The organism is Flavobacterium zepuense (genome assembly GCF_007097145.1).
GTDB classification, from domain to species: domain Bacteria; phylum Bacteroidota; class Bacteroidia; order Flavobacteriales; family Flavobacteriaceae; genus Flavobacterium; species Flavobacterium zepuense.
Genome location: NZ_VJVZ01000001.1, coordinates 358239 through 379481, shown reverse-complemented (window position 1 = coordinate 379481; position 21243 = coordinate 358239). Strand labels below are relative to the sequence as shown.

The 21243-nt window shown below is 42.6% G+C and carries 13 protein-coding genes and 1 other RNA gene; 10 read left to right on the top strand and 4 right to left on the bottom strand.

From position 1 onward, the window contains the following. Positions 1-6: 6 nt before the first annotated feature. The 4 genes from kdpA to FMM05_RS01630 form a co-directional block, all read right to left on the bottom strand. The gene (gene kdpA / locus FMM05_RS01645; RefSeq protein WP_143371593.1) at positions 7-1710 is read right to left on the bottom strand and encodes a potassium-transporting ATPase subunit KdpA; all 1704 of its coding nucleotides are present in this window, start codon (positions 1708-1710) and stop codon (positions 7-9) included. 3 nt (positions 1711-1713) lie between these two features. After that, entirely contained in the window at positions 1714-1791 is a 78-nt protein-coding gene (locus FMM05_RS21280; protein ID WP_143371830.1) for a potassium-transporting ATPase subunit F, read from the bottom strand. Positions 1792-1894: 103 nt separating this feature from the next. Continuing rightward, entirely contained in the window at positions 1895-2176 is a 282-nt protein-coding gene (locus FMM05_RS01635) for a DUF7674 family protein (RefSeq protein ID WP_143371592.1), read from the bottom strand. A 189-nt stretch (positions 2177-2365) separates the two neighbouring features. Beyond that, positions 2366-3721, bottom strand: a complete 1356-nt coding sequence (locus FMM05_RS01630) for a sigma-54-dependent transcriptional regulator (RefSeq protein WP_185965486.1) — start codon at positions 3719-3721, stop codon at positions 2366-2368. Positions 3722-3865: 144 nt separating this feature from the next. Here FMM05_RS01630 and ssrA point away from each other — a divergent pair. The 10 genes from ssrA (at position 3866) to FMM05_RS01580 (ending at position 21216) form a co-directional block, all read left to right on the top strand. Beyond that, positions 3866-4262: a transfer-messenger RNA gene (gene ssrA / locus FMM05_RS01625) on the top strand. A 978-nt stretch (positions 4263-5240) separates the two neighbouring features. Continuing rightward, complete coding sequence (locus tag FMM05_RS01620; RefSeq protein WP_143371591.1) at positions 5241-6461, top strand: NAD(P)-dependent oxidoreductase; 1221 nt, start codon at positions 5241-5243, stop codon at positions 6459-6461. Positions 6462-6534: 73 nt separating this feature from the next. After that, complete coding sequence (locus FMM05_RS01615; protein ID WP_143371590.1) at positions 6535-9282, top strand: helix-turn-helix and ligand-binding sensor domain-containing protein; 2748 nt, start codon at positions 6535-6537, stop codon at positions 9280-9282. Between the two features lie 240 nt (positions 9283-9522). Continuing rightward, complete coding sequence (locus tag FMM05_RS01610; RefSeq protein WP_143371589.1) at positions 9523-12315, top strand: SusC/RagA family TonB-linked outer membrane protein; 2793 nt, start codon at positions 9523-9525, stop codon at positions 12313-12315. 24 nt (positions 12316-12339) lie between these two features. Next, complete coding sequence (locus tag FMM05_RS01605) at positions 12340-13800, top strand: RagB/SusD family nutrient uptake outer membrane protein (RefSeq protein ID WP_143371588.1); 1461 nt, start codon at positions 12340-12342, stop codon at positions 13798-13800. A gap of 32 nt (positions 13801-13832) precedes the next feature. Continuing rightward, positions 13833-14723 carry a LamG-like jellyroll fold domain-containing protein gene (locus FMM05_RS01600; protein ID WP_143371587.1) on the top strand — a complete coding sequence of 297 codons (891 nt, stop codon included), beginning with the start codon at positions 13833-13835 and terminating at the stop codon, positions 14721-14723. A gap of 138 nt (positions 14724-14861) precedes the next feature. Next, positions 14862-16256: a glucoamylase family protein gene (locus FMM05_RS01595; RefSeq protein ID WP_143371586.1), complete on the top strand. Its 1395-nt coding sequence runs from the start codon at positions 14862-14864 to the stop codon at positions 16254-16256. Positions 16257-16511: 255 nt separating this feature from the next. Continuing rightward, positions 16512-18752: a beta-glucosidase BglX gene (bglX, locus tag FMM05_RS01590; protein WP_143371585.1), complete on the top strand. Its 2241-nt coding sequence runs from the start codon at positions 16512-16514 to the stop codon at positions 18750-18752. Positions 18753-18863: 111 nt separating this feature from the next. Then, a complete protein-coding gene (locus FMM05_RS01585; protein ID WP_185965485.1) occupies positions 18864-19376 on the top strand; it encodes a toll/interleukin-1 receptor domain-containing protein in 513 nt (170 codons plus the stop codon). A gap of 103 nt (positions 19377-19479) precedes the next feature. Further along, positions 19480-21216 carry a family 43 glycosylhydrolase gene (locus FMM05_RS01580; RefSeq protein WP_235894337.1) on the top strand — a complete coding sequence of 579 codons (1737 nt, stop codon included), beginning with the start codon at positions 19480-19482 and terminating at the stop codon, positions 21214-21216. The last annotated feature ends 27 nt before the right edge of the window (positions 21217-21243 follow it).

Genomic DNA, 21243 nt, shown 5'->3' with positions numbered 1-21243 from the left:
ATGTTTTTATTGGTATAATGAAAAATATTCGGCTATTGGGCCCAATGTAAGTGCAGGGAAGAAGGACAGTGCCGCTACTATAAAAATTACTGCAAAGACCATAAAACCAAAGGTTGAGGTATCGGTTTTAAGTGTGCCGGAACTTTCGGGTACGTGCTTTTTAGCGGCAAGCAATCCTGCAATTGCTACGGGGCCTATAATAGGCAGGTAGCGCGCCATTAGCATGACAATACCTGTGGCAATGTTCCAAAACGGGGTATTATCACCCAGGCCTTCAAAGCCACTGCCGTTATTTGCCGATGATGAGGTAAACTCATACAGCATTTCGCTAAAGCCGTGGTAACCGGGGTTGGCCAGCCAACCGGCATAGGCTTCCGGATTGCCTGCATAAAGGTGGCTTGCCAATGCAGTACCTGCCAGTATAAGGAACGGGTGCAGCAGCGCTATTATCATGGCGATCTTCATTTCTTTAGCTTCTATTTTTTTACCAAGGAATTCCGGTGTGCGGCCTACCATAAGCCCACTAATAAATACACCCAGTATTATAAAGATGTAAAAGTTAAGGAACCCTACGCCTATACCGCCATAAAAGCAGTTAACCATCATGCCCAATAGGGTAGTGGCACCACCAAGCGGGGTAAAACTATCGTGCATGGCGTTAACTGAGCCATTACTGGTACAGGTAGTATAGGTAGCCCAGTTTGCCGATGACACTGCACCAAATCGTACCTCTTTACCTTCCATACTGCCCATGTTTTGCGATATGCCCATGTTATCGATAGCAGGATTGCCGCCTGTTTCTCCAATAACGGTAGGCAGTAGCAGTAACAGGAACCCAAGCGTCATTACACCAAAAATGGTATAGGCTAATTTTTTGCGCTTTAGCACATAGCCCAATGCAAATACCAGTGCTATGGGAAGTAATACGATGCTTACGCTTTCTACAATGTTGGTAAGGTAGTTAGGGTTCTCCATAGGGTTGGCAGAATTAGGCCCGTAAAAGCCACCACCATTTGTACCCAGTTGTTTTATGGCAACAAAGGCTGCCACGGGACCACGGCTTACATCCTGGGTTTTACCCTCTAATGTGGTAATATGGTCTTTGCCCCCAAAAGTCATTGGTGTGCCGTTAAATACCAGTATAGTAGCTACTACTATGCACAAAGGCAATAACACACGTGTAGCAGACCGCACAAAAAAACTGTAAAAGTTACCCAGTGTAGTTGATGTTTTTTCTTTCATGGCCATAAAAACCACAGCACAAATTGCCATACCACAAGCCGCACTAATAAACTGCCACAGCATAAGGGTTAACTGCCCTAAATATGACAGGCCGGTTTCTCCGCTATAATGTTGCAGGTTAGTATTGGTTATAAAGCTTACTGAGGTGTTAAAAGCGAGGTCGCTGGTCATGGCAGGATTAGCATCGGGGTTTAGCGGAAGCCAGTCCATGTTAAGCAATACGAACATAGAGAGCAGGAACCACACAAGATTAATGGTAAGCAGTGCACCAAGGTGCTGTTTCCAGTTCATTTCTACTTTATCATCTATGCCTCCCATTTTAAAGAAAAAGCGGTCTATGGGATTAAATAGTTTATCGGCCCAGGTAGGTTCATAGTTAAATATTTTGCCAATGTAACGCCCTAATGGGATGGCAAGCAGCAATACAATGCCGTACATGGCAACGATGCCTAAAATTTCAGTGTTCATTAATTAAAATTTTTCGGGTTTAACAAGTACATAGCACATGTATACAAATACAAGTAGTGCTGTAATAAATAATGCTGTCATAATTTGTTTTAGATTTTGTCGAAAAAGTCGACCGATTTAATAAAGAGTAGACAACGATATGCCTGCCACGATGAGGATAATTGTTGTTTCCATAATGTAGTGCTTAAACCTCCGAGGTGTTTATCTGGGAAATATATTCCTGTTTTAAAGATGGTGGGAAGAGCTTTGACACGGTGCAGTGTTTCAGTTCCATAAAAGTGGAAACGGAATATACATACACGTTACCAATGGCATTTTTTGTTTCGTTACTATCGGTACTAAATAGTAGTTCGGCTATATCAAGGCATTTTTTCGCACGGAGTATGTTGCCAAGCCGTATGCAGTTTTTTGTTATCTCTGCAAATTGAGCAGCTTTTGCGGCAACTGTTTTCACATTGTTTTTCATTTTAAAACTTATTTGATGTTCTGTACCTGTATAGCCAAACACATACCCTTTTGGTGGTGTAGTTTTAAATGATTTATTATTAGATGTTTATGTTTTAAGTGATACCTGTGCCAAATAAAAACCCTATCATTTTGATAAGGCCGATGCTTTCAAAATGATAGGGTAGTAGGAAAGAATGTGTAACTTTAACTAAGATATACTGTATTCGTCTATCTTACGGTATAGGGTAGCGATACCAATATTAAGCAGGCGCGCCGTTTCGGCTTTGTTGCCATTGGTATGGTTAAAAACTTTTTGAATGTGTAATTTTTCGGCAGAAGCCAATGAAAATGCCGATAAAATCTTTGTTTCGCCATCCGAAGCATTTTCTGTTTGCGCCAGCCTTATTTCGGCAGGTAACGTGTCAACCGAAAGGGTGTTGCCTGTTTCTAAGATAACGCTGCGTTCTATAACATTTTTAAGTTCGCGAATATTGCCCGGCCAGTTATGATGCTTAAGCGCCGCTGTAAAGTTGGGCGACAATGCTGTAATTTTTTTATTTATTTTAACGGCAAATGTTTTCAAGAAGCCGTTAGCCAGGGCCTCAATATCTGCAACGCGCTCCCGCAGGGCAGGCAGTTTTATGGCAAATATAGAGAGGCGATAAAAAAGGTCCTGACGAAACCGGCCTCCTTCGATCTCTTTAGGCAAATCGCGGTTTGTGGCGGCTATAATACGAACGTCAGCTTTGGTTATTTTGCTTTCGCCTACTTTAATATACTCCCCATTCTCTAAGACGCGCAATAATTTTGCCTGCAGGTCAAGCGGCATTTCGCCTATTTCATCTAAAAATAAGGTGCCCTTGTGGGCTTCTTCAAAAAGGCCTTTTTTGTCTTTAACAGCACCTGTAAATGCTCCTGCAATGTGTCCAAACAATTCGCTTTCCAGCAGGTCATGACTAAAGGCAGAGCAGTTAATAGCAACAAAATTTTTATTTTTTCTGGGGCTTGCCTGGTGTGTGGCATTAGCAAACACCTCTTTACCTGTACCTGTTTCGCCGGTTAGCAAAACAGTGGTATCTGTACCGGCTACTTTTTTGGCAAGCTCTATAGCAATGGCAATGGCTTTAGAGGACCCTGTAATACCATCAAAAGAATATTTTTTTTCGAGTTTTTCTTCTAATTGTACCACGCGGCGGCTAAGGCTGTTCTTTTCGAGCGCTCGCTGCAAAAGCGGGATGATCTTATTGTTGTCATCGCCTTTAACAATGTAATCAAAGGCACCATTTTTTATGGCCTGCACACCATCGGGTATGTTTCCGTAAGCGGTAAGGAGTATTACTTCGGTTTGTGGGTAGGTTTCCTTAATTTTCAGCGTGAGCTCTACACCGGTGCCGTCGGGCAGCTTTACATCGCACAGCACGATGTTAACCTCTTCTTTAGCCAGTTTAGCCAGCCCTGTTTTGCAGTCGGCCGCCTGTATTACATCAAAACCTTCCAGCGTTATTATGCGCGCCATGAGGTTTCTTAGCTTTTCCTCGTCGTCTATTATAAGGATCTTACTCACAACAATTTTTTGTGTAAAATTAGCAATTATAATAGTTTAAATACAAAACTAAATCTTGGAGTGAATGTATTGTATAGCAAATGTTAAACCCATTAGCATTTTAAATATATTGGTACTATATTTGCACTATAATAACTACTATTTGGGGTCGACTGGTTTTGACAGCAGGCCGAACTGAACAGTAAGCACGTCGAGAACTGAGACAATTCTCGTTAATAAATGGTCTTACAATTTTAAACGGCGAAAATAACTACGCTCTAGCTGCATAATCTAAATTAAAGTAAGATTAGCCTCGTTCCTGCAAGGCAGGAAAGCGAGATTCTCCTAAAAAGCCCTGGTTTATGGCGTTTTGTATAGGGGAACCGTAAAAGTAAACCTGGGGGTCTTTTTGCTTCGCGGAGGCCCTGAGAAAACAGAAGCTAAGTGGTGTGTGGCGGTTTCTGGCCTTGCACACTATCGAAAAACCAAGCAGAAACTAAACGTGTAGAAAGCTCTTTGCTTCCCTGTTTGGACCCGGGTTCGATTCCCGGCGATTCCACAAGAAAGATTAAAAACGCCATTGGAAACAGTGGCGTTTTTTTTTGGTACACTCTATGAACCACGGTTTTTTACTTTAAATCTCGTTACCTTTTTTAGTTTAGCTTTGTAAGGCTTTTACCTGTTATTACATTGGCTATATTTATTAGAGTATGACTTGGAACTTGAGGTAAAAAGTAAGGTAATTAAATATGGGAATATAACAACGAAGAATGATGTTTAGAAAATTTATTAAACCGATTTCAGCGGGTGTGTATGAATGTATTAAATATGCATTATACATTTCAAATGGTTTTTTTAGTAATTATTTAAAAACAAAGGAACCTCAATTAAAAGAATCTTCGCTAAACTCCTTAAAAATGCTAATGTTCTTTGTTTTGTTTCTGTGTTACATCATTGTATTCGGTTTCCTTCTTAACTTCAATGTAATTGCTTTCAACAATTTTTTTATAATCGCATCAGCTTTTATTATTTATATATCAATTCATTTGTACGTTAAACATAAGGTCAATTACGAATCTATAATCCATTGTTTAAAAAATAAATACAAATGTAACGAGCCAAAATTCACATCTACTTTTTTTTTAATGTGGTTTTTTACTGTTTTTATATTTTGGCTTGTACCAATGCTTTTTAACTTGTATAAATAATATAATGTGACAATCAAGTAAGTTTAATAAGATCACGAATGTTGGAATTTGATAAAACTCCCTACTCACTCCACCAAAAAAACTCTAAAAAACTGTCTAAAATGTTTTATAGTGGCTTTTATTTATCCAATACTTATCAGCCTTCATCAATTAATAATTTATAATATCGTTAGATTAAAGGTTATGACTTTTTTGTAATATTTTTGGTTTTTAAAATGGAATATTGTTATATTTGAATGCTATTATTTAATTTTAAGTGATAAATTTTTAATACATCGTTTTCGTATTTAATAAAGTCACAAATTCAAAACCAAATTTGTAAATAAACAGCTATGAAATTTGCAATTATAAAAGAGAGAAAGTCGCCGCCGGATAAAAGGGTTGTTTTTTCGCCCACTATGTTATTAGCCTTTAAAGAACAGTTCCCTCAGGCAGAGATCATGGTAGAATCGTCTGACGTGCGTATATTTAACGATGACGAATACCGCAATGCAGGCTTTGATGTTAAGGATGATGTATCTGACTGTGATGTATTTATAGGTGTTAAAGAAGTACCCGTTGATGCTTTGGTGCCGCATAAAAAATACTTTTTCTTTTCGCATACCATTAAAAAACAGCCGCATAACCAAAAGATGCTGCAGGCTATTATTGATAAAGAAATTACCCTATACGACCATGAAACCGTTACCGATGCCAACCATAAAAGGCTAATAGGCTTTGGCCGTTATGCCGGTATAGTGGGCACATACAACGCATTCAGGGCTTTTGGTCTTAAATTTGAGTTATACAACCTGCCAAAAGCGGAGACCTTACAGGACAGGGATGCTCTTATAGCAAGGCTTAAGAGGATCGTGTTGCCACCCATAAAAATTGTGGTTACCGGTAAGGGTAAAGTAGGTGGGGGCATTAAAGAAATATTAGATGCCATGAAAATTAAGGAAGTATCGGCAGATAATTTTCTTAACAAGGTGTACAGCAGCCCGGTGTATACCCAGCTTGATGTACTTGATTATAACATGCGCAAAGATGGGGTTGTAGCAACTGCTGCGGAGGATTTCTTCGATCACCCAACAGAATATGTTTCTAACTTCAGGCGTTTTAGCAATGCATCTGATATTTTTATAGCAGGCCATTTTCATGGAAATGATTCGCCGGATATCCTTACCCAGGATATGCTTAAGGATAAAGACTGCAAGCTAAAGGTAGTGGCCGATATTTCGTGCGATGTTGCAGGCCCTGTTGCCTGTACGGTACGGGCTTCCTGCATTGCAGAGCCATTATATGGCTACAATCCGTTTAGTGGGGAGGAAACCGATGTACACCATCCTGCGGCTATTGTGGTTATGGCGGTAGATAACTTGCCGTGCGAACTGCCACGCGATGCCAGCGAGGGTTTTGGCGAAATGTTCTTAAAACATGTTGTGCCTGCCTTTTATAATAATGATAAGGATGGTGTGCTTAAAAGGGCCATGATTACCCAAGACGGCAAGCTGACCGAAAAGTTTAAGTACCTTAACGAAAATTACATTCAAGAAAACGTGCCCCACATATAGGGGCATTTTTTTTGGCATCAATCCAATTATCTTAATTAGTTTTATAACTTTGAGAAGCTAATTTTTTTTGATAATGCAATTAAAGCAGCGCTTATTTATACTTCTCATAATTTTATGTACTGTTACGGGCAATGCCCAGCAGGTGCTGCCTTTTGTAGAAAACTTTACCAAATCTGACTATGCCGGCGATAACCAGGTATGGAATGTAGCACAGGGCAACGATAATGCCTTATACTTTGCCAATAATCATTTCTTTTTGCGCTACAACGGCATTAAATGGGAAAAATATGCCTTGCCCAATAAAACCATACTACGGTCGGTTTTTGCCGATGGCGACAGGATATATTGTGGGTCGTATAAAGAATTTGGCTACTGGAAACGCATTAAAGGGCGCATGCGCTATTTTTCGCTTTCAGAAAATAAGGAACTCTTTTTAGGCAATGCCGATAATGAGGAGATATGGAAGATATTTAAACACGGCAATACGGTTTACTTTCAGTCGTTTAACGAAATTTACCTGTACAACGGCAAAACAGTTAAAAAGGTAAAGTTCCCCTCGCAAATATCCTATTGCTATGTTATAGAGAGTACAATTTACGTGGCTTCTGTTCGCAACGGCATGTACATTATGCAGGGCGAAAATTTTACCGAGGTTAAAAACTGGCCGGAGCTTAAAGACAACATTATCCACGGGATGGAGAAGATTGGGGGCAAGCTGTACATCTTCACAAAAAATACCGGAATTTATACTACCACAGGGGATAAGTTGCAACCCTGGGCCAGTCCTATAAACACCCTTTTAAAGAACGATGTGCTGCTTACCGCAAAGTTTATAGATGCCAATACCCTTGCGGTGGGTACGGCATTACGCGGGCTCTATATTATAGATATGCCCACAGGTACCTATAAAAATATCAACCGCAATAATTCGCTTAAAAACAATGCGGTACTATCCATCACTTTAGATAAGGAAAAAGACCTGTGGCTGGGACTTGATAACGGCATATCGCACATAGAGAACAACTCGCCGGTATCGCTGTTTACAGATAATTCGGGGATATTGGGGTCGGTGTATTCCTTATCGCCGCTACAAAACGGTTATCTGTTTGTTACCAACCACGGTATATTTAATTTTAGTAATAATAGCCTGCAATCGGTACCCAACTCGCAGGGGCAGGTTTGGGATATCTATAAAAATGATAGCGAGTATATCATTGGCCATAACGACGGTACTTTTGTTTATAACGGCAGCAGCCTGAGGAAAGTAAACCCCGTAAACGGAGGCTGGAAATTTTTAAAAAGCAATTTTGATGAGGCGTATTTTCAGGCCAATTATTCGGGTATTGCGGTATATAAAGATATAACTGACCTTACCCACTGGAAAATACTCGACAGCATAACCAAACCCATACGCAACATTTCCCAAAACAGGCCCGGCGAACTTTGGGCCGCAGATAATTACCGCAGCCTATATAGGATTACGTATGATAAGGATTTTAAAGTGAAGCGTGTAGAGAATGTTTCGGCGCAAAATAAGATAGGCAGCGATTATGGCGTAAAGATTTTTGGGTTTAAGGGTGAATTGCTGTTCCTTATCAATAACAGCTGGTACCAGTACAACAGCCTTTCGGGCAGGCTGGAAAAGAGTGGGCTGTTTAATACCTCATTCAATAACATATCTGATATTATTTCGGTTAACGAGGATAGTTTCCTGGTGATAAAAAACGGATTGCTTTACCTGATAACACAGGTAAAGGATGCCTTTAGATGGAAGCTACTGCCCGAAAAATATTATCAGGGCAGGCTTATTTTAGAGAATACCCAGGTTTGCAGCAATGGTACCGATTTATTAATAAACCTGGACGATGGCTTTATAGCTTTTAATAAAGACGCAGCCAACACCGTTAAGCAAAACATTAAGGTTGAAGCTTTTTATGACGGAAATTTAATTGATGCCGATACTAAAATTAAGTACAACCAGCCGGTAGAGATAAACGTGGTAAGCGAGTATTATGGCTATAACCGCCCCGATCTTTACTATACCATTAACGATGATGATGCAATGCTGCCTGTAAAGAACGGCAATATTTTACTGAGCAGCCTTAGCAGTGGCAGGCAGGAAATTAAAATTTTCTGTAACAATGGCAATGGTAATACTCAGGTGGCATCTTACGTATTTTATGTAGCGCTGCCGTGGTATTTTTCGTTTTGGATGATACTATTGTACGTGCTGTTACTTATAGGGCTATTCTTTTTGTATTACCGATGGAACCAGGTAAAATATACCCAGAAAATTCGCCTTAATGAGGAAGAACTGCGCCACCGCACCCAGATAATGCAATTGGAAATGGAGGCAGAGAACCGCCTGAGGCAGCAGCAACACGAAAAGCACATGCTGGAGATGGAAGTGCAAACAAAAGCATCTGAAGTAGCAGGGAAGTCGCTATCTATTGCTAAGCATAGCGAAATGATTGAAGGCATACAGGCCGTGTTAGAGTCGGATACTGGGGAGCAGTTGAAGAATAAGATTAGGAAGATCATCAAAACAAATTCGATAAGCAAAAACGAATGGCAGAGCTTTGAAAAAAACCTTTTAAAGAGCCATGAAGAATTTGTTACGCGGCTTTCTCATAAATACACTTCACTTACCCCTAAAGATATTAAGCTGGCTATTTACCTAAAAATGAATTTATCCTCTAAAGAAATTGCTCCAATGATGAACATCTCGTTCAGGGGAGTGGAGCTGCACCGTTACCGTCTGCGTAAAAAGTTAGGTATAGAGCAGGAGGAAAGCCTTTATAAGTTTATGATAAATGTATAAATTGTAGTATTAAATTACAGCCTCAGCAATATTTTATTTATAATTCCTCACTATTAATAGTACATCACTACTACATCAAATCTATTTTTATTGATGTGTATTGGCTATATATAAATTACTGTAAATCAATATTATAATTTTAAAAGATGCAATTTTGATGTAGCAACGATTAGTAATTACAATGTAAACTACATCGTTTTAGTTATTACATTTGGATTATCAAACTATATCCAAATTGTTATGAGGAATTTTTTACTCAAAATCACATTTTTATTATTAGCAGTAAATGCCTTTGCGCAGGTGCTGCCTACGCAATTAGATTCGGTTTTTAACGACTCCGTTTTCTTTAAAAATGAAATGACCGAAGTTATCGTTGTAGGTTACGGCACCAAAAAAGCCGGGGCAATTACAGGTTCTGTCAGCCAGATAAAAGCGGCCGACATTATACGCACACCGGCACAATCGGCCATACAGGCCATACAGGGTAAAGCCGCAGGCGTAAACATTGTAACTAATGATGAGCCGGGCGCACAGCCTACCATACGCATACGTGGGCTTGGTACCATTACCGGCGGGCAAAATCCGCTGTATGTAATAGATGGTATAGAAACTTCAGGCCTTAATGGCATCAACCCCAGCGATATTGCCACTATAAATATATTGAAAGACGCCTCATCACTGGCAATATTTGGGCAAAAAGGCTCTAACGGGGTGGTTATCATCACTACCAAAAAGGGTAAAAAAGGCGAGATAAAAGTAAATTATGACGGTTACTACGGTCAAAAGTTCATTCAGCGTAAGGTTGATATGGCCGATTCGTATCGTTACGCCTACTACAACAATACTGCATTAGGCTCATCGTCTTACTTTAATTTTGAACAGCCTTACAATACCGACTGGCTTGATGAAATTACCGAAACCGGGCAGGTACTGAGCAATTCGGTATCCTTGTCTGGCGCGGGCGATAATGCTTCCTATTATTTTGGTGCCTCCAATTACCAGGAAAAAGGTATCCTTAGCGGTACCGAGTTCCAAAGGACAAACATCATCAGTAAAAACGAATTCCGCCTGCTTAACGACAAGCTTAAAATTAGCCCGTTCATTAATATATCTATCGCAAAAAATACCCCTAAACCCCTTAGCGCTTTTACCAATGCCTATAAGCAATCGCCAATAATGCCGGTAAAATATGCCAATGGCAGGTGGGCAGGGCCTTTTGTAAACGAGCTTGGCGTTAATGATATTACCGGAGACAAATACAACAACGTTGCCAACCCGGTTGCACAGTTGTATTATGCCAACCAGGAGGATAAGAACACTACCGTAATAGGAGCAGTAAATGCTGAGCTGGAACTGGCAAGTTTCTTAAAATTCAACTCTAACTTTGGGGCAACCGCAAACTGGGGCAAGGGGTATACCTTTACACCTACCAGCGATATATGGCTATCGCAAAACCCAACCGAAGACGTAGACACATTTAATACCTACAGCAACGCGTTAGAGCAGCGCAGGAGCACCAGCTACAGGTGGAACTGGGATAACTTTGTAACCTTTAACAAAACCTTTGCTGAGAACCATAACCTTACTGTGGTGGCAGGTTTATCGCGTACCACATTTGGCATCTCTGAGTTTTTAAACAGTACCCGTTATGATGTGCCTTCACAGGCCAACTACTGGAACCTTAACTTATCGTCTAATAATACTGAAATTGCACCGGGGCTTGTTACCCAAAACAGCACTGCCACGCCAATTGTATCGGTAGCTTATTTTGGCAGGGCAGAGTATGATTTTAAAGGCAAATACCTGCTATCAGCCTCTATAAGGCGTGAGGGCGTAAGTGCCTTTGAAGAAAATAAAAGGTTTGCAACATTCCCTTCGGTATCAGCCGGATGGGTGCTAACCTCTGAAGATTTTATGCAGGATATAACGTTGCTTAACACTTTTAAGCTGCGTGGCGGCTATGGCGAGGTAGGTAACGGATACACCAACAGGTCGTTAAACCAGGTGCTGTTTGGGGGAGGCTATAACTATCCTTTCGGTCCGGATCAGGCCATCAATCCGGGGTCCAGCATTCCTAACCAGGTAGACAGCAGCCTTACCTGGGAAACCATGAAGGAGGTAGACCTTGGTTTTGACTTTGCCATGCTTAGGAACAGGTTAACCGGTACGTTTGATTATTACAGCCGTAAAGCCGATAATGTTATCCTTCCTATAGCTGTACCGCCGGTACTGTCTCCAGGTACGGTGCCGCTAAACGCCGGTGCGGTAACCAACAAAGGGGTAGAGGTAAGCCTTAAATGGCAGGATGCCATTGGCGCCGACTTTAACTACTGGGTGGGCGGTAATTTTTCGCACAACAAGAACGAGCTTAAAGAAGTATATAACCCGCTGTTTGGCGAATACACAGGCGGTGGCTTAGGCAATGGCCAGTATACCAAACAGGTATTGGTAGGCCAGCCGCTGGGCAGCTTTTATGTGTATGATGTAACCGGCTATACTAACGATGGGTCTTTTACCTACAGCGACCAAAGGGTGGTGGCAGGCTCTTACATCCCAAAAATCACGTACGGCCTTAACCTGGGCGCTACCTACAAGAACATCGACTTCTCGGTAGATGCGTATGGCGTGGGCGGCAACAAAATATACAACGGTAAAAGGGCGCAGCGCTTTGGCGGAGAGAATATAGAGTCGGAATTACTGGATAGTTTCTGGACACCTTCTACACCTAATGCTGTCAACCCAAAACCGTCTAACGATGTGCCAAGGGCCTCTACCTACTACGTAGAAAAAGGCGATTTCCTAAGGATAAACAACATAACACTGGGCTACACGCTGCCTAAGTTCTTTGAAAAGATAGATAAGGTAAGGATATATGTTACGGCGGTTAACCCATTCCTGTTTACCAAATACAGTGGCTTTTCGCCGGAGGTTGTAGGCGATAACTCGGGCGACCCGCTGGGTACCGCAGGTATAGAGCTGGATGCCTATCCTACCAACAAAACATTTTTATTTGGTCTTAACGTAGGTTTTTAAGCAGTAGAATTTAATACAATCCAAATGAACAAGAAAAATATATATAAGGTTTTTGCAATTGTAGCGCTGGCATCGGTACTGGTAACATCGTGTGATGACGACCTTAACGTAGATCCTAACGATGTTATAAACGAGCAGGATTTCCTAAACGACCCGGATAATGCCATACAGCTGGTAAACGGTGTGTACAACAAAATGCTGGATTACAACATGTACTCCTTTTCCTGGATAGGCATTACCAGTATTACATCAGACGATGCCGATAAAGGCTCAACCCCAAGCGATACGGGTGCCGATAAAGTAAAGCTGGACAACCTTACGTTCGATAGTCAGGATGTATCGTTTAACGATGTTTGGAAGGGCCGTTACGAGGGCATTTACAGGGCCAACAATGCCTTGTTTTACCTGGAGCAGCTAACTATAGACCCTAACCTTAAAAACCGCCTTATAGGCGAGGTTAAGTTCCTTAGGGCATTTTGGTATTTTGATCTGGTGCGCTGTTTTGGAGGTGTTCCCCTGGTTACCGACAATATAGGCCTGGGCGATACCGAAGCCATTAACGAGCTGGTATTCACTAAAAAAACAAAGCAGGAAGTGTACGCGCAGATAGAGGCCGACCTTGCCGATGCCATAGAAAAGCTTCCGCTGAAAGGCACCTACGGCAGTGCCGACCTTGGCCGTGCCACAAAAGGGGCTGCACAGGCACTATTGGCTAAAGCCTACCTGTACCAGGAAAAATGGAACGAAGCCTATGCCACGTCCGGCGAAGTAATGGGCTCCGGCCAATACAGCCTTTTGGCAAACTATGCCGATGTATGGCGCGAAGTGGGAGAGAATAAGGAGGAGTCGGTTTTTGAAGTTCAGGCAACGCTGGGCAAGGGTATCATACAGTACACCGATGTTCAGGGGCCGCGCGGCACGCCCGATCTTGGCTGGGGCTTTAACACGCCATCGCCATTGCTCTCTAACTCGTATGAAACAGGCGACCTGAGGAGGGCAGCTACCATACTTTTTGTACCGTCTACCCTTTGGGATGGCTTTGAGGCACCCACTACCTGGAACAACCCTATGTACAATTACAAAGCCTACCAAAGCAGTATAGCCGAACCGTGGAATGGTAACAAAGGCGAAACCGCTAAAAACCTAAGGCTGCTAAAATACAGTGATGTAATGCTTATACGTGCCGAAGCCGCCATGCACAACGGCCTTACAAACGAGGCGCTTAGCCTTGTAAACGAGCTAAGGGTACGTGCCGGGCTGGCAGAACGTACCGGGCTTACCATGCAGGAGCTGTATAACGAGAGGCGCTGGGAAATGGCTATGGAGCACGAGCGCTGGTTTGATTTAGTGCGCACCGGCCAGGCGGTAACCGCAATGGCTGCAAACGGAAAAACTTTTATTACAGGCAAACACGAAGTGTTCCCAATACCTGACCCGCAGATAGTTGTAAGCGGCGGCAGGCTCATTCAAAACAACGGATACTAATACTAACTTTAATTTTATAAATCCTTATTACTATGAAAACAATCAAAATTTTGGCGTACACCCTTGCACTTACCTCGGGTTTGGTTATAACTTCTTGCGGTAGCGACGATGAGGGCGGCACAGCAGCCCTTCCGCCAATAGGTGGTTACAATACTGCAGACGAAGTTGGAGCTGCCGATCTTATAGCATACTGGTCTTTTGATACAGATGGAAAAGAAAGCATATCAGGCACTACACCTAATGGCAACAGCAACGTAACCTTCGTAGATGCAGTAAAAGGAAATGGGGCTAATTTTAACGCCGGTTTCCTTAAATATCCTGCAATAGCAAATTTAAGTAATTCATTATCAAGTTTTAGTATTTCTACATGGGCTAAAGTTACTAATAACGGAGCATCAGGATCGGTATTCCTTTCATTAGCAAGGCCTAACGAGTGGGCTGGTAACATCAACTTCCTTTCAGAAACAGGCTGGGCTCAGGCAACATCCGATTCTATAACCGTTAAAGGGCAGATAGTTTCTAACAATACTTTAGGATGGCAGGACTCAAGGAACACCATCAAATCTAATGCTGAAGAACTTGCCGATGGACACGTACCATTTCCTAACAAAGTTGGCGGCCAGTGGATGCACGCTGTCTTAACATGGGATGGCCCTACCAGGATGTTAAAGGTTTATGTAAACGGCGAAAAAATATCTAACCCTAAATGGGAGCTTAGAGGTGCTGCCGATTCTCCGGGATTAGAATTTACGACACCTACATACCCTGTAATTGGCGCATTTGCAACTACTGCAAACGGTACAGCTACAGATGCGTGGGATAAACCGTTAACTGGCCAGCTTGACGAAATGAGGGTTTGGAAAAAAGCACTTAACGGAGCTGATATCAACTCATTATACGAGCTTGAAAAAGCAGGCAGGTAATTTTTAAGGTTACATAAATTACAGTTCCCGGCCTGCCCGGCCGGGTTCTTTTTTTTGATTATTTAATAATAACCGGTATGCCCCCAATCGTACCGTTTTTATAAAACATATACAACAAATCATCAATCAATAAAGCGAATGCAGGCTAAAATTATACAACTCCTGTTCATCTTAACCTTTTGTATGTCATGTTCTTCATGCGCTACAAAGAACGATGACGATGAAGAAGAACCAACACCCACGCCACCGGCAGAGCAGCTGTATACCGATGAGCAGCTGCTGGATATGGTGCAAAAGGACGCCCTTAAGTATTTTTGGGATTATGCCGAGACCAACTCTAAACTGGCACGGGAGCGTTACCATGTAAACGAGGCATCGTTAGATGCGCACCTGGTTACTACGGGCGGCTCTGGCTTTGGCCTTATGACGATACTTGCCGGTATAGAAAGGGGCTTTGCACCCCGTGCCGAAGCCGTTAACAGGTTGCAAACCGCGCTTAACTTTTTAGAGTCGGCCGACAGGTTTCATGGTGCCTGGCCCCACTGGATGGATGGTACCACCGGCCATGTGGTGCCTTTTGGCACGGTAGACAATGGCGGCGACCTTGTTGAAACGGCTTTTTTATGCCAAGGACTTATTTGCGTGCGCGAATATTTTAATAACGGCACCGAGGCAGAGCAGGCGCTCGCCCAGCAGGCCGATGAACTATGGAAAGGCGTGGAGTGGGACTGGTACACTAAAGGCGGCGAGGATGTGCTGTACTGGCACTGGTCGCCACAATATGAATGGCAGCTTAACTTTAAGCTGGAGGGCTATAACGAGTGCCTTATTACCTATGTAATGGCAGCGGCATCGCCCACGCACCCTGTAGGCGCAGCAGCCTATAACCAGGGCTGGGCAAGGAGCGGGGCTATTACCCATCCTGGCGTTAAGTACAACCTGCCCGTGATCTTTAACTATAATGGTGCCACAGGTAATGTGGGGCCAATGTTTTGGTCGCATTACTCGTACATGGGCTTAGACCCGAGGGGATTAACCGATACGTATGCTAATTACTGGGATGTGGTGCAAAACCACAGCAAGATAATGCATGCCTTTTGTGTGGCCAACCCCAACCAGTTTAACGGCTATGCCGACAATTGCTGGGGGCTTACCGCAAGCTACAGCCGCAATAGTGATGGCAGCACCGGGTATAGCGCCCACCAGCCCAATAACGACAGGGGCGTGATATCGCCTACGGCGGCACTATCGTCATTCCCGTATACACCGGCAGAATCTATGAAGCTGTTGAGGTTTTGTTATGAAGATACCGCATGGAAAGACAGGCTTATAGGCATCGCAGGGCCCTATGATGCCTTTGCACCGCATTATGACTGGGTTACACCGCGCTATCTGGCTATAGACCAGGGTACTATAGCGCCTATGATAGAAAATTACCGTAGCGGTATGCTTTGGGACCTCTTTATGCAGGCTCCCGAAGTGAAGGATGGCCTTTTAACACTGGGCTTTCATTCGTCGCAACACGCTTTTTAAAATTAAAATTTTTTGACCAAAATTTTTCATAGCAATTTTTTTTTAGCACCGCCTTTTCACGCCATGCAAAGGCGGTGTTTTTTAAATCAGCTCAAAAAACAATATACATCGTTTTAAAAAAAGAAAAGTACCTTGCGTAGCTTTTTAAAATATACCAATCGGTATAAAACAGAAAACGAAATTAAACGCCTGAAAAAAATATACCGATTGGTATAAAATCCAAAACATCTATCCAATAATTACAATTTTATTACAATGAAAACTTACAAATTTTTACTCCTTTTACTAAGCTTTTCTATCGCAACTCATGCGCAGAAAGTGAAAAATCAAGCCAAAATCAAACCCCGGAACGAGTTTATAAGCGAGCTGATGGGCAAGATGACCATCGACGAGAAAATTGCCCAGTTAGTACAGTTTACCGCTGACGGAACCGTTACCGGTCCCAAAGGCGGCGATAACTTTATAGAAGAGATAAAAAAGGGCAATGTAGGCTCAATACTCAACGCTACAGGGGTTAAGTACACCCGTGAGCTTCAGAAGCTTAACCTCGAAAACTCAAGGCTTAAGATACCTTTGCTGTATGGCTATGATGTTATTCATGGCTACCGCACAATATTTCCTATAACCCTTGGGGAATCAGCCAGTTGGGATCCTGCAATGGCAGAGCTTTCCAGCAAAGTGGCTGCCGCCGAGGCTGCCGCAAGTGGTGTACACTGGACGTTTGCCCCCATGGTAGACATAGCCCGCGACCCGCGTTGGGGCCGTGTTTCGGAGGGTTCAGGAGAGGATACTTACCTGGGTTCCAGGCTTGCTATGGCGCGTGTTAAGGGTTTTCAAGGGTCTGACCTTGGGGCGATTAACACCATCTTAGCCTGTACCAAACACTTCGCTGCCTATGGCGCTGCCGAGGCCGGCCGTGATTATAACACAGTAGATATGAGTGAGCGCGTACTGCGCGAAACCTACCTGCCGCCGTTTAAGGCCACGGTAGATGCCGGGGTGCGCACGTTTATGACATCGTTTAACGAGATATCGGGCGTTCCGGCAACAGGTAACAGGTTCTTATTGAGGGATATACTTAAAGGCGAATGGAAATTTAACGGCTTTGTGGTGACCGACTATACTGCTATTAATGAGCTGATTCCGCACGGTTTTGCCCAGGATGCAGCCCATGCCGGGGAACTTTCGCTAAACGCCGGGATTGACATGGATATGGTAGGGGGTATTTACCTTAAACACCTTAAAACCCTTCTAAATCAGGGTAAAGTAAAGGAAACTGACATAAACGATGCCTGCAAAAGGATACTGGAAGCCAAGTACGACCTGGGCCTTTTTGAAGACCCATACCGCTATAACGATGAGAAGCGCGAGGCGGCAACCATCTATAAAAAGGAGCACTTAGATGCTGCATTACAGGTAGCTAACAAAAGTATGGTGCTCTTAAAGAACAACAATATACTGCCGCTTCGCAGGGAGCAAAAGGTTGCTTTTGTGGGTCCGCTTATTAGCGATGAGGCCAATATAATAGGCTCATGGGCAGCAACAGGCGACCGTACCGGCTATGCCGTAAGTGTTGAAGAAGGTGTAAGAAAACTGATCACTGATAAGGGCAAATTAACCTTTGATAAAGGTGTGGAAATTGTAGATACAAGCAAATCGCAAATGCAAAAAGCACTTGATAACGCCCGACAGGCCGATGTAATTGTGGCAGTTATGGGTGAGTTTGAGAACATGACGGGTGAGGCTGCATCGCGTACCGATATTAATTTACCGGGCATACAAAAAGAGTTTCTGGCTGAGCTTAAAAAGCTCGGGAAGCCTTTGGTACTGGTACTTATGAACGGAAGGCCGCTTACCCTTAGCTGGGAAAACGAGAACATGGATGCCATTTTAGAAGCATGGTTTCCCGGTACTATGGGTGGCGATGCCATTGCCCAAACGCTTTACGGCATTAACAATCCGGGTGGCAAACTGCCTATGACGTTTCCGCGCACATTAGGGCAAGTACCTGTGTATTACAATCATAAGAATACGGGCAGGCCGTACCTTGGCGCGGCAGACCCCGAGCAGAAATACAAATCGCGTTACATAGATTCAGATAACAGTCCGCTCTACCCATTTGGTTACGGATTAAGCTATACTACGTTTGCTTATTCTAACCCAAAACTGTCGGCTAACACGCTTACTGCCAGTGGTTCAATAAAAGTAAGTGTAGATGTAGCCAACACCGGTAATTATGATGGCGAAGAGGTGGTACAGTTGTACATTCAGGATAAGGTGGGGTCGGTTACGCGCCCGGTAAGGGAGCTTAAAGGCTTTAATAAAGTACCGCTTAAAAAGGGCGAGAAAAAAACGGTTGAGTTTACCATTACTGCTAACGACCTGAAATTCTATGATATAAACATGCAGTTTGTTGCAGAGCCGGGCGACTTTAATGTGTTCGTCGGCGGAAGCTCGGCAGCAGAACTTACAGATAAATTTGTGTTAGTTAAGTGAGTTTAATTTTTGTTGATTTTAAAGTAAAGGCTGCCCAAAAGGCAGCCTTTTTTGTAAATGAATATTAGCAATGAATTTAATATTGTTATATTTGAAAATATATTTAATGATATGTCAGGAAAAATTTTTATTAGCCATTCCAGTAAGGATAAACAAATTGTATCAGCATTTGTAGATAAGATTCTCAATTTAGGTTTAGGTATTGATAGAGATGATATATTTTATACATCTGCGACAGATACTGGAGTTAAAAGTGGAGAAGACTTTAAATCTGCAATTAAAGAAAATATTAAAAATTCAATATGTGTAATACAAATTATTACTGAAAATTATAAAGCGAGCGAAATATGCATGAATGAAATGGGTGCAGCTTGGGTTTTAAGTAATAATGTCATTCCTTTTGTCTTTAGTAATTTTAGATTTGAAAATGTAGGCTTCATACATAATAACACTCATATTCTAAAATTAGATAATGCAGAAGATCTTTTTAAATTTCAAGATGATCATCCTGAATTATACGGAGAGAGAAAGATCAAACAGTCGAATTATCATACTCAAGTTAATGAATTTTTAGGCCTAGTTAGTGGCAATAATCTACGTTATGGAGGAAGCTATTTTAGATAATCTATCAATAAGAAATGTTTATTCTAAACAATATTTAATTTCACATTGCACAGTTTATTCAACCTGCTGTTCTTACAAATTGAAAAGAAAGTTATGCATTTTTTTGTTTCTCCTAGGAGTTACTTTCGGCTATAGCCAGCACAAAACCTATTGCAACCCTATAAATATAGATTACGGCTACTGTCCCATACCTAATTTTGTTACGCAAGGCAAGCACCGCGCTACTGCCGACCCTGTAATTACCTATTTTAAAGGCGAATACTACTTGTTTAGCACCAATCAATGGGGTTATTGGCATAGTAAGGATATGCTGGACTGGAAGTTCATACCCCGAAAATTCCTTAGGCCGGAGCACAATGTGTACGACGAACTTTGCGCACCTTCGGTTTCGTTTGTAAACGATACACTACTGGTTGTAGGCTCTACACATACTAAGGAATTCCCCATCTGGATGAGCACAAAACCTGACGGCGACAACTGGAAAGAGCTGGTACACAAGTTTGAAGCAGGTGCCTGGGATCCCCAGATTTTTTGGGATAAGGACAAGGATGAAGTGTATTTATACTACGGTTCCAGCAACCTGTATCCATTATATGGTGTAAAACTCAACAGGAAAACGTTTCAGCCGGAAGGCGAAGTAATTCCCGTTCTGGCACTTAACGATGATGAGCATGGCTGGGAGCGCTTTGGCGAACATAACGACAATACATTTTTACAGCCTTTTACCGAAGGCGCTTTTATGACCAAACATAACGGTAGATATTACCTGCAATATGGGGCTCCGGGTACCGAGTTTAGCGGTTATGCCGATGGTGTATATGTGGGCAGTAGCCCGCTTGGGCCATTTGAATATCAGTTGTTTAACCCATTTTCTTACAAGCCGGGCGGTTTTGCACGTGGGGCAGGGCATGGGGCTACTTATAAGGATATTAACGATAAGTACTGGCATATCAGCACTATAGTAATTTCTACTAAAAATAATTTTGAAAGGCGCCTGGGCATCTGGCCTGCCGGTTTTGATGCCGATGGCATTCTGTACTCAAACACGGCCTATGGCGATTACCCTACGTTCCTTCCGTCTGAAAATAAAGAACATAGCAGCCTTTCGTCTTTTAGCGGGTGGATGCTGCTTAACTATAACAAGCCGGTTCAGGTATCGTCTACTTTGGGTGGATTCAGTCCCAATTATATAACCGACGAGGACATTAAAACCTACTGGAGCGCTAAAACGTCCAATAAAGGCGAGTACCTTATATCCGACCTGGGAGAAGTAAGCACAATCAATGCAATACAGATAAATTATGCCGACCAGGACGCCACACTTATGGGCAAACCCGAAACCACAACCGGGCATAAATATATCATTTATGCCTCTAACGACGGTAAAAAATGGAGCGTGCTGGTAGATAAGAGTAAAAATAATAAGGATGTTCCGCATGATTATATAGAGCTGCAAAAACCCGCTTCGGCACGTTATTTAAAGCTGGAAAACCTGCAAATGCCCACAGGTAAATTTGCCATAAGCGGGTTCAGGGTTTTTGGTAAAGGTGCTGGTGCTAAGCCGGGTACAGTACAAAATTTTGTGCCGCTACGGGCAGAGGCACGCAAAAAAGGCGAGCGCCGCAATGTGTGGTTTAAATGGCAGCAAGAGCCGCAGGCTGATGGCTATGTGATATATTTTGGCAAGTCGCCCGAAAAATTATATGGCTCAATTATGGTATATGGCAAAAATGAGTATTATTTTAGCGGACTGGATAGGAGCGATGCCTATTATTTTGCCATAGAAGCTTTCAATGCAAATGGCATAGGGCCGCGCTCAGAAATTAAACGATCAGAATAAATTTAGAAACCCATTTTAATAAATATT

Bases quoted from the DNA above. Each gene is read 5' to 3' on its own strand.
- FMM05_RS01620 (WP_143371591.1), top strand. From the start codon at position 5,241: ATGAAATTTGCAATTATAAAAGAGAGAAAGTCGCCGCCGGATAAAAGG.
- FMM05_RS01615 (WP_143371590.1), top strand. From the start codon at position 6,535: ATGCAATTAAAGCAGCGCTTATTTATACTTCTCATAATTTTATGTACT.
- FMM05_RS01595 (WP_143371586.1), top strand. From the start codon at position 14,862: ATGCAGGCTAAAATTATACAACTCCTGTTCATCTTAACCTTTTGTATG.
- FMM05_RS01600 (WP_143371587.1), top strand. From the start codon at position 13,833: ATGAAAACAATCAAAATTTTGGCGTACACCCTTGCACTTACCTCGGGT.
- FMM05_RS21280 (WP_143371830.1), bottom strand. From the start codon at position 1,791: ATGACAGCATTATTTATTACAGCACTACTTGTATTTGTATACATGTGC.
- FMM05_RS01610 (WP_143371589.1), top strand. From the start codon at position 9,523: ATGAGGAATTTTTTACTCAAAATCACATTTTTATTATTAGCAGTAAAT.
- FMM05_RS01585 (WP_185965485.1), top strand. From the start codon at position 18,864: ATGTCAGGAAAAATTTTTATTAGCCATTCCAGTAAGGATAAACAAATT.
- FMM05_RS01605 (WP_143371588.1), top strand. From the start codon at position 12,340: ATGAACAAGAAAAATATATATAAGGTTTTTGCAATTGTAGCGCTGGCA.
- FMM05_RS01635 (WP_143371592.1), bottom strand. From the start codon at position 2,176: ATGAAAAACAATGTGAAAACAGTTGCCGCAAAAGCTGCTCAATTTGCA.
- bglX (WP_143371585.1), top strand. From the start codon at position 16,512: ATGAAAACTTACAAATTTTTACTCCTTTTACTAAGCTTTTCTATCGCA.
- kdpA (WP_143371593.1), bottom strand. From the start codon at position 1,710: ATGAACACTGAAATTTTAGGCATCGTTGCCATGTACGGCATTGTATTG.